This window comes from Mesorhizobium jarvisii, assembly GCF_003601985.1.
In the GTDB taxonomy this organism is placed as follows: domain Bacteria; phylum Pseudomonadota; class Alphaproteobacteria; order Rhizobiales; family Rhizobiaceae; genus Mesorhizobium; species Mesorhizobium jarvisii.
The window spans coordinates 279,422-296,161 of record NZ_QZXA01000005.1; the positions used below are offsets into that span (position 1 = coordinate 279,422).

Sequence of the window (16,740 nt, forward strand, 5' to 3'; positions counted from 1 at the left end):
CAAGGAGTTAGAAGGCAAATGAGACGATCGCATGTGACGACCGTGTCATTGCTTGTGGCATTGGCTCTGGCTGCCTGCACCAACGCAAAGGACGTTCTCGAACCTTCCGCCATCACCCCTCCGGCGACTTCGGGGCCGGTTGCGCCGGGAGCCCAGGGCAGCACGACGGCCACCGTTGCAGTTGCGTCACCCACCGCGCCTGCTGCAACCACCACCACGCCGCTCACCTCGGCGCAAAGTGCTGCCATCCTGTCGAAGACACGGCTGCAGATCGCGCCGATCGTCGGTGCTTCGGTCGAGGCCGCGACCCCGCTGACGGCGGAACTGCAGACGCGCGCCAGGCAGCGTGGAATTACGCTCGCCGGCAGCGCCGACCAGACCGCGACCCATGTGCTGAAAGGCTATTTCTCGGCGATTTCGGAGGGCAAGGACACCACCGTCATCTATGTCTGGGACGTCTACGACCCCTCGGGCAACCGCTTGCACCGCATCAACGGCCAGATGAAGGCGCCTTCGGTCAGCTCCGGCACGGGCGCCGACAGCTGGAAGGGCGTCTCTCCGGCCACCATGCAGGCGATCGCCGACCAGACCATCGACCAGTTCGCGGCATTCCTGGGTGGCAAGGCTGGCTAGCAAGGCATGCTTGAGTGTTGCCTCTCGGCGATGGCACGAACCTTTCTTCAGCTTAGCCGGCGGATTCCCGATCTCGGCGCTTGCAATACCAGCGCGGGCCGCTAAAAGCCCGATTAAAAGGTCCGGGAGAGTCTGTCAGGCCTTCCCATCCTCCACCAGGAACGGTGCATGAAACTCTTCGCGGGCAATTCCAACAGGGTGCTGGCCGAAGCGGTCGCCCGCTATCTCAACATCCCGCTGGGGAAGGCCAGTGTCAGGCGCTTCGCCGACCAGGAAATCTTCGTCGAAATCCAGGAAAACGTGCGCGGCGAGGATGTTTTCATCCTGCAGTCGACCTCCTTCCCGACCAACGATCATTTGATGGAACTGCTCATCATGATCGACGCCTTCATGCGCTCCTCGGCCAAGCGCATCACGGCGGTGATTCCCTATTTCGGCTATGCCAGGCAGGACCGCCGGGCGTCGGGCCGCACACCGATCTCGGCCAAGCTGGTTGCCAACATGATCACCCGCGCCGGCGTCGACCGCGTTTTGACGCTCGACCTGCATGCCGGCCAGATCCAGGGCTTCTTCGACATCCCGACCGACAATCTGTTCTCGGTGCCGGTGATGGCGCGCGACGTGAAGGCGAAATACAAGCAGCTCGGCAATGTCGTGGTGGTGTCGCCCGACATTGGCGGCGTGGTGCGGGCACGTGCGTTGGCCAAGCGCTTCGACGCGCAGCTCGCCATCGTCGACAAGCGCCGTGAGCGCCCGGGCGAATCGGAAGTCATGAACATCATCGGCGCGGTCGCCGGCAAGGATTGCCTGCTGATCGACGACATCGTCGATTCCGGCGGCACGCTGTGCAATGCCGCCGATGCACTCTTGGCCAACGGCGCCACCAGCGTCACCGCCTATATCACCCATGGCGTGCTGTCGGGCGGCGCAGTCGCGCGCATCAGCGGCTCGAAGCTGCAGGAACTGGTGATCACCGATTCCATCCAGCCGACGCAAGGCGTGCTCGACGCCCCCAACATCCGCGTCATCTCGATCGCCGACCTGATGGGCGAAGCGATTTCGCGCACAGCGACCGAGGAATCGGTGTCGAGCCTGTTCGACTAACCCCCCGCGATCGACGAAACGTCGGCCGGGCGCAGCGTACGCCCCTACCGTCGGCTCCTTGTCTGCGCCCCTCGCGAGCAGACATTTCTCCTGGCGCGCCCGCCGTGGCATACTGCCCCCGTAGACAATGGAGGAGTAGCATATGCCAATCCGGCGAAGGACTTTGCTCGGGCTTGCCGTTTCCGTCGCGGCTCTCTTTTCGGCGCCGACGGCTTGGGCCGCCGATTTCCCGGACCGGACCATCACGATGGTTGTTCCCTTTTCCGCGGGCGGCTCCACGGACCTGGTCGCTCGCCTCGTCGCCAACAAGATGTCCGAAAACCTCGGCCAGCAGATTGTCGTTGAAAATGTCGGCGGCGCCGGCGGCAGCATCGGCGCGGCCCAGGTCGCCCGGGCGGATCCGGACGGCTACACGATTCTGATGGGCACGGTTGCGACACACGCACTCAACCCGCTCATCCTCAAGACCAAGCCCTACGATGCGGAGAAGGATTTTGCTCCGATATCGCTGCTTGTGCTGGTACCGAACGTCCTGGTCGTGAACCCTCAATTTCCAGCCAAGGACGTCAAGGAACTGATCGACCTATTGAAGAAGGACCCGGACAAATACGCCTACGCTTCATCGGGCAACGGCACCCCGCTGCATCTCTCGGGCGAGCTTTTCAAGACGATGGCCGGCGTGAGCATGCAGCACATACCCTATAAGGGCGCCGGGCCGGCCCTGAACGACGTCATCGCCAATCAGGTGCCGATGATGTTCGACAACCTGCCGTCTTCATCGGGGCATATCAAGGGCGGGACGCTGAGGGCCCTGGGCGTCACCACCAAGGAGCGCGTTCCCTCCTTCCCTGACGTGCCGGCAATCGCCGAAACCATTCCTGGCTATGAAACCTACAGCTGGAACGCCCTGTTCGCGCCCGCCGGCACCCCGGCGGACGTGATCGAGGTTCTTCACAAGGCAGCAGCCAAGGCGCTGCAGGATCCCGATGTGATTGCGCGCATGGGCCAATTCAGCGCCACGATCGTGGCCTCCACCCCGGAAGAGTTGGCAACGCATGTGAAGGCTGAACTCGCCAAGTGGGAGCCGATCGTCAAGGCGAGCGGCGTTCAGATGGACTAGGCGTCAGTGCGCTCGGCGCCGCTTATTATGGCGCAGGAGCCTCAAGGCGAGGCGGGGCTCGCCTTATGCCTTCGCCATTGTCTCGCGCGCCGCGCATATAGCCGCGCGGCGACGAGCCCAGCATGCGCTTGAACATGGTGATGAAGGCCGGCACGCTGTCATAGCCCAGATCGAGCGCCACCCGGGTGATCGGCTCGCCATCGGCGAGCCGCGGCAGCGCCGCGAACAGGCAGGCCTGCTGGCGCCATGTCGACAGCGACAGGCCGGTCTGGCGCTGGAAGGCGCGCGTGAAGGAGCGCCGGCTCATGCCGGCGGCATCGGCCCATTCGTCGATCGTCGCATGCGGTGAAGGTGCGGCGACGAAGCGGCGGCACAGCGCCGCCAGCCTTGCATCGGACGGGAATGGCAGACCGAGCGGCCGTTCCGGCAAGGTCGGGATCTCATGCAGCAACAGCTTCATGATCAACCCGCCGCGTCCTTCCAGTTCGCCGCCTTGCGGCAGCTTCTCTGATTCCACGATCAGGCTGTGCATCAACGCGGTGACGCCGACGACGCGCAAGCCTTCCGGCAGCCCCGGGATCGCGCCCGGCATGACATAGACCGAGCGCATCGAGACATCGCCCAGCATCTCGACGGAATGCTCGATGCCGGCCGGAATCCACATCGCATGGTCTGGCGGCACCATCCAGCGCCCATGCCGCGTCGTCACCAGCACGACGCCGACCAGCGCGTGCAGCAACTGGCTGCGCCTGTGGCGGTGTTGCGGCACGTGATAGCCGTCGGGATATTCGGTCGGCAACGCCACCGCCGGCCCGGCGACTTCCTCCAGCCATTGCCAGCGGCTCTGGTGCAATTGGCCGAGATCGGCATTGCCGGCGCGGAAGATTTCCCTGCCATGCGGCATCTTGTATGGCCCACTTGCGAAACTATTGGACCAAACCACGAAAGAAGTCGCGCGGCAAGCGGCCTATAAGGCAACCGTCCCTAAGGTGGCCGCGGGAGCGTCCGCCAGATTGCCTGCGGGCGTGCCCGCCAAAAAGACCACGGAGCCTGCCTTGACCGATACGACAGCCGCCAGCGTCGCGTCACCAGCGACCGCCAGTCACGCCTCTGCCCAGGCGACGGCCTTCACCGTCATCCTGGCGGTGAGCTTCTGCCATTGCATCAACGACATCATGCAGTCGCTGCTATCGGCCATTTATCCGCTTCTGAAACAGAATTACGGCCTCGATTTCTGGCAGATCGGCCTGCTGACCTTCACCTTCCAGGTGACGGCGTCCTTGCTGCAGCCGGTGATCGGCATGATCACCGACAAGCGGCCGATGCCCTATTCCCTGCCCTACGGCATGGCCTCGTCGCTGATCGGCCTGGTCGTGCTGGCCTATGCTGGGCACTATTATCTGCTCTTGATCGGCGCCTCGCTGATCGGCGTCGGCTCGGCGATCTTCCATCCCGAATCCTCGCGCATCGCGCGTTTCGCCTCGGGCGGCCGGTTTGGCCTGGCGCAGTCGCTATTCCAGGTCGGCGGCAATTTCGGCCAGTCGATGGGGCCGCTGCTGGCGGCCTTCATCGTCGTGCCGTTCGGACAGACCAGCATCTCCTGGTTCGCCGTCGGCTCGCTGATCGGCATCGTCGTTTTGTGGCAGGTCGGCGGCTGGTACAGCCGCTTGCGCGCCGCGCAAGGCACCCGCAAGGCGGCAAGCTTCGTCTCGCCCTTCCCGCGCCGCAAGGTTATGAGCGCACTGGTCGTGCTGACGCTGCTGGTGCTGAGCAAGAACGCCTACATCGCCAGCCTTGCCAGCTACTACACCTTCTACTCCATCCATAAGTTCGGAGTGTCGGTGCAGATGAGCCAGGTGATGCTGTTCCTGTTCCTCGGCGCCTCGGCGCTGGGCATCCTGCTCGGCGGCCCGTTCGGCGATCGCTACGGACAGAAGGCGATGATCTGGTTCTCGATCGTCGGCGTGCTGCCCTTCACGCTGGCGCTCCCCTACGCCAATCTGGAATGGACGATGGTGCTGACCGTTCTGATCGGCCTCATCCTCTCGTCGGCCTTCTCCAACATCGTCGTCTTTGCCCAGGAACTGGTGCCGGGCCGCGTCGGCATGATCGCCGGCATCTTCTTCGGCTTCGCCTTCGGCATGGGCGGCATTGCCGCCGCCGTGCTCGGCGTCGTCGCCGACATGAAGGGCATCGATTTCGTCTTCCAGATCTGCTCGTATCTGCCGTTCCTGGGCCTGCTGACGGTGTTCCTGCCCAATATGAAGGAAGCAAGAAAAGCCTAGACAGTCGTTGCTAAAGACGGAGGCAGCGTGGGCGTGGATAAGATCATACGCCGCGTTGCCCTCCTTCTCACGCGGCGAAGCAAGGCTCCAAGGCCGGTTTCGGGCATGGCAACTCGTTCAGTGAACGGGCGTATCAGGTGCCGGCGGGATCAAGAAAAACAAAAAGAGAGTGGATCAGGTTGCCGTGCAAATGCGCGACATCGATCCCGGTGACGGCGACAGGGCCGTTGAGCGGCCCGGACTGCCATTGCAGCCGCCCGACGCCGTGATGGCCGACGGCAGGGCCCGTCGCCGTGAAGGCGAACGTCGGCGGTAGGCTCGACAGCAGCTTACTCACCGCATGATTGATGGCGGCATGGCCCGTTGCCGAAGCATCCGGCTCGTAAAGCACGGCATCGCCGGCGTAAAGTTCGCGGATCGCCACAAGGCGCCGGTCGGCATCGCGTTCGCCGAATACTCGCGCAAGGTTAGCCTGCATCAGGCCGTTGTAGTCGATCGATTCCGCGTTCATTTTCCACCCTCCGGATCACGAATGCCGGAGGAGGCGGAGGGCGCAAAAACGCTCGATCCGATGTCTCACGCCTGTCCGGTCAAGAAACTATCGTTCACGGCCGCGCGCAATGCAACGCCCGGGCGAAGTGCGACCGCGACAGGCCGCCAGCGCTGCCAGGCGCGTCCGATGAGCATCGTCTGAAGCCGACCGAAGCACCCGCCGCAATGGCGGGTGCCGCTGTTGTGCCGGGTGCGACCTATGCCTTGAAGAAGGCCAAAAGGTCGGCGTTGATGACATCGGCGTGGGTTGTCGCCATGCCGTGCGGGAAACCCTTGTAGACCTTGAGCTCGCCCTTCTTGAGCAGCTTGATCGACAGCAGCGCCGAGTCGGCGATCGGGACGATCTGGTCGTCGTCGCCATGCATGACCAGCACCGGCACGTCGATCGCCTTCAGATCCTCGGTGAAGTCGGTTTCCGAGAAAGCCTTGATGCAATCGTAATGCGCCTTGGTGCCGCCCATCATGCCCTGGCGCCACCAATTGTCGACGACGCCTTGCGAAACCTCGGCGCCCGGACGGTTGAAGCCATAGAACGGACCGGCAGGAACGTCGCGGAAGAACTGGGCGCGGTCGGCAGCCTGGGCAGCGCGGAAACCGTCGAAGACCTCGATCGGCAGGCCGCCGGGATTGGCAGCCGTCTTGAGCATGATTGGCGGCACCGCGCCGATCAGCACCGCCTTGGCGACGCGGCCGCCCGAGCCGTACTTCGCGACATAGCGCGCCACCTCGCCGCCGCCGGTCGAATGGCCGACATGGATAGCGTTCTTGAGGTCGAGATGCGCGGCAAGTTCAGCGACATCGGCGGCGTAGGTATCCATCTCGTTGCCGATATCCGTCTGCGTCGAGCGGCCATGGCCGCGCCGGTCATGGGCGATGACGCGGTAGCCTTGTGCCAGGAAGAACAGCATCTGTGCGTCCCAGTCGTCGCTGCTCAACGGCCAGCCATGATGGAAGACGATGGGCTGACCGGTTCCCCAGTCCTTGTAGAAAATCTGCGTGCCGTCCTTGGTGGTGATCGTGCCGCTGCCGGAACCGGATTTTGCCTGCGAAGCCATCTCAATCTCCTTTGATTGGTTTTCGCGATAAACAATATCGCGATATCTATATGGCTAGCGCAGCGCGGAAGCCATGTCCACAAAAATATGTATCGCGATATCATTTTTCGTGGTACATATTTCGTGATTAATCGGCAAAGGAATGCGTCGTGCCCCTCCCGTTGGACAATCAGCTCTGCTTCACGCTCTACGCCACCTCGATGGCGATCAACCGCACCTACAAGCCGATGCTGGACGAGATGGGAATCACCTATCCGCAATATCTCGTGCTCAACGCGCTGGGCGAGGCCGATGGCATGTCGGTCGGCGGGGTCGCCCATCGGCTCGCTTTGGAATCGAGCACCGTCACCCCGCTGGTGAAGCGCATGGAACAGGCCGGGTTGGTCACCCGCCAGCGCAGCCAGGCGGACGAGCGCCAGGTCCAGGTCGACCTGACATCGGCCGGGCGCGCGCTGCTCGTCCAGTGCAACTGCCTCAACGAGACCTTGATCGAGCGCTCGGGCATGACGCTGGCTGAGCTCGATACGCTGAACCGGCAAATCCAGGCGCTGCGCGATACGTTGAGCGGCGATCGGTAGCCACCGGCTGACTCTTGACTGCCTCGGCGCGGCTTGACCGCGCTCGCACGGCATCGAAATGCTCCCTAGTTCGCTTCTCGTGCCCAGGCTGGCATGAAACGAAATTCGAGCATGCGGAGTCGCGGGGAATTGACCCACAGGCTCTCGATTCTGCTATAGGGAATGCCGCGGCGAAGATGAGATGAATGGGTGTCATCAGCCCCAGGATAAGTGGCTTCGTCATGACCTGCGGCAGAGGAGAAATTCCCAAGACTTGCTTGCGTTCTCTGCGCTTTTTCTGGATTCGCCATGCACGCCCAGCCGCTTCGTGTTTTGACCCTTCTGGTGCGTCACGGCACCGAAAAATATCCGACCGCATGGCAGGACTTGCGAGCTATGTTCGCCCGCCAGATGCCGGACGTTGAGCATCGCATGCTCGTGATCGACAATTCGCTGCCAGTCGGTCATGGCTCTGATTTGGACCGCGGGGTCGAACTGATCGGCGGGTCGAATGAAGATTGGGAATTCTCCGCGTGGGACTGCGGCATCAATCATACCGGCGCCAAACTTCATCAGTATGATCTGGTCCACTTGGCCACTTCTGCTTTCGCGGCATCAGCACCTGATCATCTCAAATCGATTGATGGTGGCTCGTTGCGGTCGTTGCTTGGTTTGCAGGGAGCGCTGGGTTGCATTGATTCTCGCCGCGAGGCCTTCTCGATTTTCGGAATCCGCTCGCAGGCATGGCTCCGCAGTTCGTTCATCCTGATGAACCCGCGGCAACTCAGCAGCCTGGGATCCCTGGTAAGCGTCGGCAGGGACACGCCGATTTTCACCGGCAACCCTCGACAGCCCTTCCGTGATGACGCACCGATCTCGCGAGCATATCAGCAGTCTTTGCTGCATTGGCTCACCGGCGACGGAGCTGGCGAGGGAGTAATCTGGCATTCAAGGTTCGATCTTACACCTGAAACGCTACCGTTTTTCGAAAGCAAGGCTCGGGCTATTCTCAATGAGCTGATGCTCACCAACCGGTTGCTAGCCAATGGATACGCGCTCGTCGACATGACATGGCTGGCGCAGAAGGTTCGGGCGGGGAGCACGGAATCCGAGAATGTTATTCCGGACTGGCGCGTGCAGATCAGCTCCCGAGCGCGAGTCAGACGCACTTTGATCCAAAAGCTTCGCCGCTGGTTGTCTAAACATATGCCGCGGCAATGATGACTGCCATCGCTGGTTGTCCGCCGCAGGCATGGCAAGCGCTGGCGGACTGTCAGACGAAGATCGACCCTCGAACGGCTCTTCATGCCTTCCAGCCCAACCGCTTGCGCCTCTCGCCACGTTCCGCTATAGAGCCGCCACCCGCGTAGACACCCTTGGAGGCAACGCGGCGGAAGGCTGCCTTCCCTTGTGATCCCGAACAAAGCTCCGTCTCAAAACGGGTGCCCGCATTCGGACATCGAGGTCTGGCGGCTTTCGACGTTTACGGCTTGGGCAAATTGCCTTCCCGCAAACGCTCCATAACACGCGAAAGGAAAAGCCATGAGCCACGATACTTACGAGCTCAAGGCCGAAGCGCGCGAACAGGTCGGTAAGGGGTCCGCCCGTGCAGTTCGCCGCAACGGTAAAGTGCCTGCAGTAATCTACGGTGACAAGCAGCCTCCCCTGGCGATCGCTCTCACCTACAAGGACATCTACTACAAGATCCATGGCGGCGGGTTCCTGACCACGATCGCCACGATCGATGTCGACGGCAAGAAGATCCAGGTCCTGCCCAAGGACTTCCAGCTCGACCCGGTCAAGGATTTCCCTGTCCATGTCGACTTCCTGCGCATCGGCAAGGACACCGAGGTCAATGTCGACGTGCCTGTCCACTTCATCAATGAGGACAAGTCGCCCGGCATCAAGCGCGGCGGCGTGCTCAACATCGTGCGTCACGAAGTCGAGTTCCACTGCCCGGCCAACGCGATCCCGGAATTCATCACCATCGATCTCACCGGCACCAACATCGGCGACTCGATCCACATCTCGGCGGTCAAGCTGCCGGCCGGCGTCAAGCCGGTCATCTCCGACCGCGACTTCACCATCGCGACCATTGCCGGTTCGTCGGCGATGAAGCCGGAGACGGAAGAGACGGCTGAAGTGGCTGCACCTGAAGCAGCTCCTGCCGCCGAAGAGAAGTAACTCTTTCCGCCCGGAGCAGACGATGCTGCTATTTGCAGGTCTCGGCAATCCGGGCGCGAAATACGCTAACAACCGGCACAATGTCGGCTTCATGGCGGCGGACGCAATCGCCCGCCGCCATTCCTTTTCGCCCTGGTCGAAGAAATTCCAGGGCCTGATCGCCGAGGGCACGATTGCCGGCGAAAAGATCATCCTGATCAAGCCGCAGACCTTCATGAACCTGTCCGGCCAGTCGGTCGGCGAAGCCCTACGCTTCTACAAGCTCGAGCTTTCCGCGCTCACCGTCTTCTATGACGAGATCGACCTTGCCGAAGGCAAGCTGCGCATCAAGACCGGCGGCGGCGCCGGCGGCCACAACGGCATCCGCTCGATCGACGGCCATGTCGGCAACGCCTACCGTCGCGTGCGCATCGGTGTCGGCCATCCCGGCGTCAAGGAAATGGTCCAGCACCATGTGCTAGGCGATTTCGCCAAGGCCGACCGCGAATGGCTCGATCCCCTGCTCGACGCGATCGCCGACAACGCCGCCATGATCGTCAAGGGCGACGAATCCGGCTTCATGAACAAGGCCGCCCTTGCCGTCCAGGGCAAGGCGATAGCCGAGCTGGAAAAGCCGGCGCAGAAGCAGCAGCCTAAACAACAAAGCCACATCCGCCAGGCGCGGTCGCAACAAGCACCCGCCAAACTGCCGGAGACCGGCCCGATGGCTGCCATGCTGAAGAAACTCTTCGGCAACAAGGACTGAGCGGGCACGCATGCGGCCTTACGGGGCTTGACGTTGATCACCCCTATCGCCCATAGCCCTCATCAAATTTCGCTTTTCCGATAGGACTGGACAAAATGGGTTTCAAATGCGGCATCGTTGGCTTGCCCAACGTCGGCAAGTCGACGCTCTTCAACGCGCTGACCAGGACGGCGGCGGCTCAGGCCGCCAACTATCCGTTCTGCACCATCGAACCGAACACCGGCGAGGTGGCGGTGCCCGACCCGCGCCTGCAGAAGATCGCGGCCATCGGCAAGTCCAAGGAGATCATCCCGACCCGCATCTCCTTCGTCGACATTGCCGGCCTGGTGCGCGGCGCCTCGAAGGGCGAAGGGCTGGGCAACCAGTTCCTCGCCAACATCCGCGAGGTCGACGCCATCGTGCATGTGTTGCGCTGCTTCGAGGATGACGACATCACCCATGTCGAGGGCCGCATCGACCCCGTCGCCGACGCCGAGACGGTCGAGACCGAGCTGATGCTCGCCGACCTCGACAGCCTCGAGCGCCGCATCGTCCAGATTCGTAAGCGCGCCGGCAGCAAGGACAAGGAAGCAACGACCGTGCTGCCGATGATGGAGGCGGCACTCGAACTGCTGCAGGCCGGCAAGCCGACCCGCATCCTGCTCAAGGGTATTTCCGCCGACGATTTGCGCATCCTGCAGGGTCTGAACCTGCTGACCTCGCACCCCGTGCTCTATGTCTGCAATGTCGCCGAGGCCGATGCCGCGACCGGCAACGAGCACACCAGGGCCGTGGAAAAGATGGCCGCCGCGCAAAGCGCCGGCACCGTGGTGATCTCGGCCGCGATCGAGGCCGAAGTCGCCCAGCTCTCCGACGAGGAAGAGATGGAATTCCTGTCCTCGCTCGGCCTCGACGAGCCGGGGCTCAACAAGGTCATCCGCGCCGGTTATGAGCTTTTGCATCTCATCACCTATTTCACCGTCGGGCCGAAGGAGACGCGCGCCTGGACCATCCACAAGGGCGACAAAGCCCCGCAGGCGGCCGGCGTCATCCACACCGATTTCGAACGCGGCTTCATCCGCGCCCAGACCATCGCCTATAACGACTTCGTCACGCTGGGCGGCGAAGTGGCGGCCAAGGAAGCCGGCAAGGCGCGCGACGAAGGCAAGGAATATGTCGTCCAGGACGGCGACATCATGCTGTTCAAGTTCAATACCTGACGCCTGGCGGATCGCCACCAGGATCTGGCGCTCGCCTGCCGGAGCATCCGCTACAATCTCGCAGAGGCCTGGATAGTGCCTCTTCTCCAACGGTACGGGCCGCCGGAAACCGAGCCGGCGAAGCTTTCCTGGTATCGGCTGCTCGACGAGTTCTTCTGAGCGGCCGATCCCGGCCCGGCTCCAGGGCTTGTCTTGATTTTGTCATGGCACGGGTCTAAGCGGCTGCCACACGGTCGCGCACACGACGAAGAGCCGTGCAATCCGACACGACGCGCAATCCGAACCTTCGCAGGGGAGATCTGGCGATGATCAAGGCATTTGTCGTGGACAATGATCGCTTGCGCGTCGTCGACAACCTGCTGGCCGATGGCGACAGGGTCGTCTGGGCCGACCTGATCAGTCCGACCAAGGAAGAAGAAGCCACCATCGAGAGCTGGCTCGGCGTCGCCATCCCGACCCGCGAGGAGATGGAGGAGATCGAGATTTCCAGCCGTCTCTACATCGAGGATGGCGCCTACTTCATGACCGCCACTTTGCCTGCCCAGACCGAGGTCGACGATCCCCTGATGTCGCCGGTCACCTTCGCGCTTGCCGGCAAAAGGCTGATCACCATTCGCTACCATGAGCCGAAGGCCTTCAAGACCTTCCCGCTGCGAGCCGAGAAAGTGGCGACCGGCTGCACCAGTGGCGACACCATCCTGATCGGCCTGCTGGAGGCGATCGTCGACCGTCTCGCCGACATCCTCGAACGCGCCGGCCGCGACATCGAGGCGATTTCGCGCGACATTTTCGAGGCACGCTCGACCAAGGTGTCGAAGCGCAACCGCGACTTCCAGGAGCTCTTGAAGGCCATCGGCCGCAAGGAAGACATCGCCTCGTCCGTGCGCGACAGCCTGATCTCGCTGCAGCGCCTTGCCGGCTTCCTCGCCCATGTCGCGACCCAGACCAAGATGAGCAAGGATGTCCGCGCCCGCATCAAGACCCTGTCGCGCGACGTGCTGTCGCTCGCCGACCACGCCACCTTCCTGTCGCAGAAGATCTCCTTCCTGCTCGACGCCACGCTCGGCATGATCTCGATCGAGCAGAACGCCATCATCAAGATCTTCTCGGTCGCCGCCGTCATCTTCCTGCCGCCGACACTGGTCGCCTCGATCTACGGCATGAACTTCGACGTTATTCCCGAGCTGAAATGGGAGCTTGGCTATCCCTTCGCCATCGGCCTGATGATCCTGTCGGCGATCCTGCCCTTCTGGTATTTCCGCCGCCGAGGCTGGCTCTGAGCGCCGCGACGGGCAGCCGCGCCCTCGGCCTGGCTCACCAGAAAGGACTTGACCAAATCGCTGCCGGCCTGCATCCGGGTTGCCCGATCCTTGGGATTTAGCCGGATTGCCGACATGACCGCAAAGACATGGGCCTATGAGGATTTCGTCGAGGGCGCCTCGTTCGACCTCGGCACGAAACAGGTGAGCGCGGCCGAGATCATCGAGTTCGCCAGTGAATTCGATGCCCAGCCGATGCATCTCGACGAGGAAGCCGGCAAGGCCAGCATCCTCGGCGGCCTCTCGGCTTCGGGCTGGCACACCTGCGCCATGTTCATGCGCATGTTGTGCGATGCCTTCCTCCTGGACTCCACCTGCCAGGGCGCGCCCGGCGTCGACCAGGTCAAGTGGAAGAAACCGGTCTTGGCCGGCGATACGCTCAGAGGCAATTTGGTTGTCCTGGCCAAACGCCTGTCGCGATCGAAACCGCAACTGGGCTTCATCACCATGCGCAGCGAGCTGGTCAACCAGCGCGGCGAAAGCGTCTTCGAGCTTGAGAATTCCGTCATGTTCCTGACGCGCGATGCCGCGGGGTATCAGGCATGACCTTGGATGAATTCTTCCGCATCGGCACCACGGTGACGCTGGGCTCGCACACATTCGAACCCGAGGCGATCAAGGCGTTCGCCCGCAAATACGACCCGCAGATCTTCCATATCGACGAGGAGGCTGCCAGGAAGAGCGTGCTCGGCGGGCTCTGCGCCTCCGGCTGGCACACCTCCGCCACCTGGATGAAGCTCAACCTCGAAGCGAGCATGGATGCCGAGGGGGCCAGCTGGAACGGCCCCGGCCCGGTCCCGGAATTCGGCCCCTCGCCCGGTTTCAAAAACCTTAAGTGGCTGAAGCCGGTCCATGCCGGCGAGACCATCACCTTCAGCCGCACCGCGCTGTCCCATCGCGCCATCGCCTCGCGCCCCGGCTGGCGAATGCTGTCGCTGCGCGCGGAAGCGTTCGATTCGACCGGCGACAAGGTGCTGGAGTTTGAAAGCGCCGTGCTGGTGAAGGTGGGTGAGTAGCCGGTTCGCGTAAGCGAATTCATCGTGCCAGTGGCACGATGAAAGGCTGACGAACGCGGGGACGCTGCGAAGCAGCGGGGACCCGGCAGGCCGCGGACATCAAGCTCGACCCCGTACTTGTCTCCGTGCAGTATTTTGCTGCCTCAATGCCCCTCGAACCCGATCAGCGTCCTTACCGGCACGCCAAGCGCCTCGAGCTTGGCGCGACCGCCGAGGTCCGGCAGGTCAATGACGAAGCAGGCGGCAAGGATATCGGCGCCGATCTGGCGCAGCAGCTTCACCGCCGCTTCCGCGGTGCCGCCAGTGGCGATCAGGTCGTCGACCAGGATCACCTTTTCGCCAGGGGAAATGCCGTCCTTGTGCATCTCCATTTCGTCCAGCCCGTATTCCAGGCTGTAGGCGACGCGCACCGTCTCGAAAGGCAGCTTGCCCTTCTTGCGGATCGGCACGAAGCCGGCTGAAAGCTGGTGAGCGACGGCGCCACCCAGGATAAAGCCGCGCGCCTCGATACCGGCGATCTTGTCGACCTTCTGGCCGGCATAGGGATGCACCAGTTCGTCGATAGCGCGCCGGAAGGCGCGCGCATTGCCGAGCAGCGTCGTGATGTCGCGAAACAGGATGCCGGGCTTGGGATAATCCGGGATGGTGCGGATCGCGGCCAGCAGCGTGTCTTCGAGCGAAGGTTTCATGAGGCGGCTCCGGATGATCCAGCTGACAGGTTTGAAACGTGCGGGAGGCAGATCGTAGCCCGCCGCGACCGACAACGGCTAGCGCGATGTGGCGGCCGAGACAAGCGCGTCCGGCAAAGGATTGGCCTGGACCGGCGCAGTGACCGTCCGCGCCGATGCTCTGCTGGTCACCGGAAGCGCAGGTTCTCGCGCGACAATTGTCCGATCGAACTGCAGCCCATCAGCTTCATGCCGCGTTCGATCTCGACCCGCATCTGTTCAAGCGCCCGTTCGACACCCGGCTGGCCGGCCGCCGCCAGCGGAAACAGATAGTAACGGCCGATGCCAACCGCCTTGGCGCCGAGCGACAGCGCCTTCAGCACATGCGTGCCGCGCTGCACGCCGCCATCCATGATGACGTCGATCCGGTCGCCGACGGCATCGACGATCTCGGCCAACTGGTCGAATGCCGCCCGCGAGCCATCCAGCTGCCGGCCGCCATGATTGGAAAGCACAATGCCGCTGCAGCCGATCTCGACGGCGCGTTTGGCGTCCTCGACCGACATGACGCCCTTGAGGCAGAACGGCCCCGACCACTGCCTGACCATCTCGGCGACATCGTCCCAGGTCATCGACGGGTCGAGCATTTCGGTGAAATAGCGGCTGATCGACATCGTGCCGCCGCCCATGTCGACATGCTCGTCGAGCTGCGGCAGCTTGAACCCCTCATGGGTGAAATAATTGATCGCCCAGGCCGGCTTGAGCGCGAACTGCGCCATCCCCGCGAGGTTGAGCTTGAAGGGAATGGCAAAGCCGGTGCGCTTGTCGCGCTCGCGATTGCCCCCGGTGATGCTGTCGACGGTCAGCATCATCACCTCGACGCCAACTTGCTTCGCCCGCTGCATCATCGCCCGGTTGAGGCCGCGATCCCGGTGGAAATAGAACTGGTAGACCTGCGGACTGGCGCTGATCCCGCGCGCCTCCTCGAGGCTGACGGTGCCAAGCGAAGAGACACCGAACATGGTGCCGTATTTGGCGGCGGCCTTGGCCACCGCGCGCTCGCCCTGATGGTGGAACAGTCGCTGCAGGGCGGTCGGCGAGCAATAGAACGGCATCGCCAGCTTCTGCCCCATCACCGTCACCGACATGTCGATCTCGCCCACCCCGCGCAGCACGTTGGGAACGAGGTCGCAGGTCTCGAAGCTTTCGGTGTTGCGGCGATAGGTGACCTCATCGTCGGCCGCGCCATCGATGTAGTCGAAGATCGGGCCCGGCAGCCTTCGCTGCGCCATGCGGCGGAAATCGGAAAAGTTATGACAGTCGTTGAGTCGCATCATCGATTTCCAAGGCCGTGGCGGGCCAACATTCGCCGCCCTTCGATGCCTCGAATATCAATCCGATGCAGCCCTGCCAACGGACTAATTGCTGAACTGCCGCCGAGCATGGCCGTGAGAAGAAAGGGGCGCCTGAAGCGCCCCTCGCATCGAAGCCGACTGCTGACGAAGATTACATGCCGAGATCGGAACGAAGCTCTGCCCTGGCCACTTCATATTCGGCCTTGAAGTCGTCGCGGTTGAGCAGGACCGCGGCAATGACGCTGCCGGAAATCTTGCCCATTTCTACGTCGGACGCATAGTGGATACCGCCAACCTCACGGTTGTGGGCGTATTCGGCCGCGCGCGCCATGATCTCGGCGCGCTTCTCCGGAACCATGTCGGCCAGGATGATGCCCATCATGGTGCCGACGGTGGCGTGGCCGGACGGCCACGAGCCGGAGCTCGACAGCTTGACCGCCGGCTTGACGAGATCGCTGAGCTGATGCGGACGCGGCCGCTTCCAGACATCCTTGGCCGGATCGACGACAGCGCCTTCGGTCTCGACCACGCGATCGAAGAAGGCGCTGAATTTCGGCAGCTTCTCCTTGTTGAAATTCGGCCCCATCACATTGGCGAAGCGCCAGACATTCTCCTCGGAGTCGGCAACGGCGCTGGCTGCCATCTCGGTCGTGCGCGTCACCTGCAGCGTCAGCACCTCGCCGAGTTCGGCCTTGGTCTGCGCCGAATCGTTTGCCGGTGGCGGCGGCAGGATCATCGTTAGGTCGATGTCTTTGTTCGTGACGAAGGGTTTTGCGTCTTCGGCCTGGGCGGCCGAGCCGATGACCAGCAACAGCAGACCGGCAGTCAGCGATGCGAATTTCTTCATGGGTGCGATCCTTTGTTGGGAATGGCGCAGGATCGCCGTTGGCGGTGACGGCCATGTGACACAGCCTGTCGCCGGAAAAGCAAAAAGGCGCCTTTCGGCGC

The 16,740-nt window shown here is 62.8% G+C and carries 18 protein-coding genes; 12 read left to right on the top strand and 6 right to left on the bottom strand.

The features are described 5' to 3' along the window. Positions 1-18 precede the first annotated feature (18 nt). From D3242_RS14955 to D3242_RS14965, 3 genes are all read left to right on the top strand, one after another. Complete coding sequence (locus tag D3242_RS14955; RefSeq protein WP_019860649.1) at positions 19-633, top strand: hypothetical protein; 615 nt, start codon at positions 19-21, stop codon at positions 631-633. Between the two features lie 168 nt (positions 634-801). Continuing rightward, positions 802-1,737, top strand: a complete 936-nt coding sequence (locus D3242_RS14960; protein WP_019860650.1) for a ribose-phosphate pyrophosphokinase — start codon at positions 802-804, stop codon at positions 1,735-1,737. Positions 1,738-1,879: 142 nt separating this feature from the next. Beyond that, positions 1,880-2,857 carry a Bug family tripartite tricarboxylate transporter substrate binding protein gene (locus D3242_RS14965; RefSeq protein WP_027047297.1) on the top strand — a complete coding sequence of 326 codons (978 nt, stop codon included), beginning with the start codon at positions 1,880-1,882 and terminating at the stop codon, positions 2,855-2,857. A 25-nt stretch (positions 2,858-2,882) separates the two neighbouring features. Here the strand turns inward: D3242_RS14965 and D3242_RS14970 are convergent, their stop codons facing one another. Continuing rightward, on the bottom strand, positions 2,883-3,761 hold the full coding sequence (locus D3242_RS14970; protein WP_019860652.1) for an AraC family transcriptional regulator: 879 nt from the start codon (positions 3,759-3,761) through the stop codon (positions 2,883-2,885). 151 nt (positions 3,762-3,912) lie between these two features. On the opposite strand from D3242_RS14970, the gene D3242_RS14975 reads away from it, so the two are divergent. After that, entirely contained in the window at positions 3,913-5,142 is a 1,230-nt protein-coding gene (locus tag D3242_RS14975; RefSeq protein WP_064981639.1) for an MFS transporter, read from the top strand. Between the two features lie 133 nt (positions 5,143-5,275). On the opposite strand, the gene D3242_RS14980 is transcribed toward D3242_RS14975, so the two are convergent. Beyond that, positions 5,276-5,653 carry a nuclear transport factor 2 family protein gene (locus D3242_RS14980; protein ID WP_019860654.1) on the bottom strand — a complete coding sequence of 126 codons (378 nt, stop codon included), beginning with the start codon at positions 5,651-5,653 and terminating at the stop codon, positions 5,276-5,278. 238 nt (positions 5,654-5,891) lie between these two features. Next, positions 5,892-6,749 (bottom strand): alpha/beta fold hydrolase, encoded by an 858-nt coding sequence (locus D3242_RS14985; protein WP_064980600.1) that lies wholly within the window; start codon positions 6,747-6,749, stop codon positions 5,892-5,894. Between the two features lie 149 nt (positions 6,750-6,898). Between D3242_RS14985 and D3242_RS14990 the strand changes: the two genes are divergently transcribed. The 8 genes from D3242_RS14990 to D3242_RS15030 all read left to right on the top strand — a co-directional run bounded on the left by D3242_RS14990 (position 6,899) and on the right by D3242_RS15030 (position 13,769). Then, complete coding sequence (locus D3242_RS14990; RefSeq protein WP_019860659.1) at positions 6,899-7,327, top strand: MarR family winged helix-turn-helix transcriptional regulator; 429 nt, start codon at positions 6,899-6,901, stop codon at positions 7,325-7,327. A 288-nt stretch (positions 7,328-7,615) separates the two neighbouring features. Continuing rightward, complete coding sequence (locus D3242_RS14995; protein WP_064980601.1) at positions 7,616-8,527, top strand: hypothetical protein; 912 nt, start codon at positions 7,616-7,618, stop codon at positions 8,525-8,527. Positions 8,528-8,848: 321 nt separating this feature from the next. Further along, positions 8,849-9,490 carry a 50S ribosomal protein L25/general stress protein Ctc gene (locus tag D3242_RS15000; protein ID WP_019860662.1) on the top strand — a complete coding sequence of 214 codons (642 nt, stop codon included), beginning with the start codon at positions 8,849-8,851 and terminating at the stop codon, positions 9,488-9,490. Between the two features lie 22 nt (positions 9,491-9,512). After that, positions 9,513-10,235 (top strand): aminoacyl-tRNA hydrolase, encoded by a 723-nt coding sequence (pth, locus tag D3242_RS15005; protein ID WP_019860663.1) that lies wholly within the window; start codon positions 9,513-9,515, stop codon positions 10,233-10,235. 95 nt (positions 10,236-10,330) lie between these two features. Continuing rightward, positions 10,331-11,434, top strand: coding sequence for a redox-regulated ATPase YchF (ychF, locus tag D3242_RS15010; RefSeq protein WP_064980602.1), 1,104 nt, complete (start codon positions 10,331-10,333; stop codon positions 11,432-11,434). A gap of 305 nt (positions 11,435-11,739) precedes the next feature. Next, on the top strand, positions 11,740-12,714 hold the full coding sequence (corA, locus tag D3242_RS15020) for a magnesium/cobalt transporter CorA (protein ID WP_064980603.1): 975 nt from the start codon (positions 11,740-11,742) through the stop codon (positions 12,712-12,714). A gap of 114 nt (positions 12,715-12,828) precedes the next feature. After that, on the top strand, positions 12,829-13,299 hold the full coding sequence (locus tag D3242_RS15025) for a MaoC family dehydratase (RefSeq protein ID WP_019860666.1): 471 nt from the start codon (positions 12,829-12,831) through the stop codon (positions 13,297-13,299). Next, on the top strand, positions 13,296-13,769 hold the full coding sequence (locus D3242_RS15030; protein ID WP_064980604.1) for a MaoC family dehydratase: 474 nt from the start codon (positions 13,296-13,298) through the stop codon (positions 13,767-13,769). Before D3242_RS15025 ends, D3242_RS15030 begins: the two co-directional genes overlap by 4 nt. Before the next feature lie 143 nt (positions 13,770-13,912). Here D3242_RS15030 and D3242_RS15035 read toward each other — a convergent pair whose 3' ends face one another. The 3 genes from D3242_RS15035 to D3242_RS15045 form a co-directional block, all read right to left on the bottom strand. Beyond that, entirely contained in the window at positions 13,913-14,458 is a 546-nt protein-coding gene (locus D3242_RS15035; protein ID WP_027047299.1) for an adenine phosphoribosyltransferase, read from the bottom strand. 167 nt (positions 14,459-14,625) lie between these two features. Next, a complete protein-coding gene (locus D3242_RS15040; RefSeq protein ID WP_027047300.1) occupies positions 14,626-15,771 on the bottom strand; it encodes an alpha-hydroxy acid oxidase in 1,146 nt (381 codons plus the stop codon). Positions 15,772-15,943: 172 nt separating this feature from the next. Beyond that, positions 15,944-16,639: an acid phosphatase gene (locus D3242_RS15045; protein WP_064980605.1), complete on the bottom strand. Its 696-nt coding sequence runs from the start codon at positions 16,637-16,639 to the stop codon at positions 15,944-15,946. Positions 16,640-16,740: the final 101 nt, after the last annotated feature.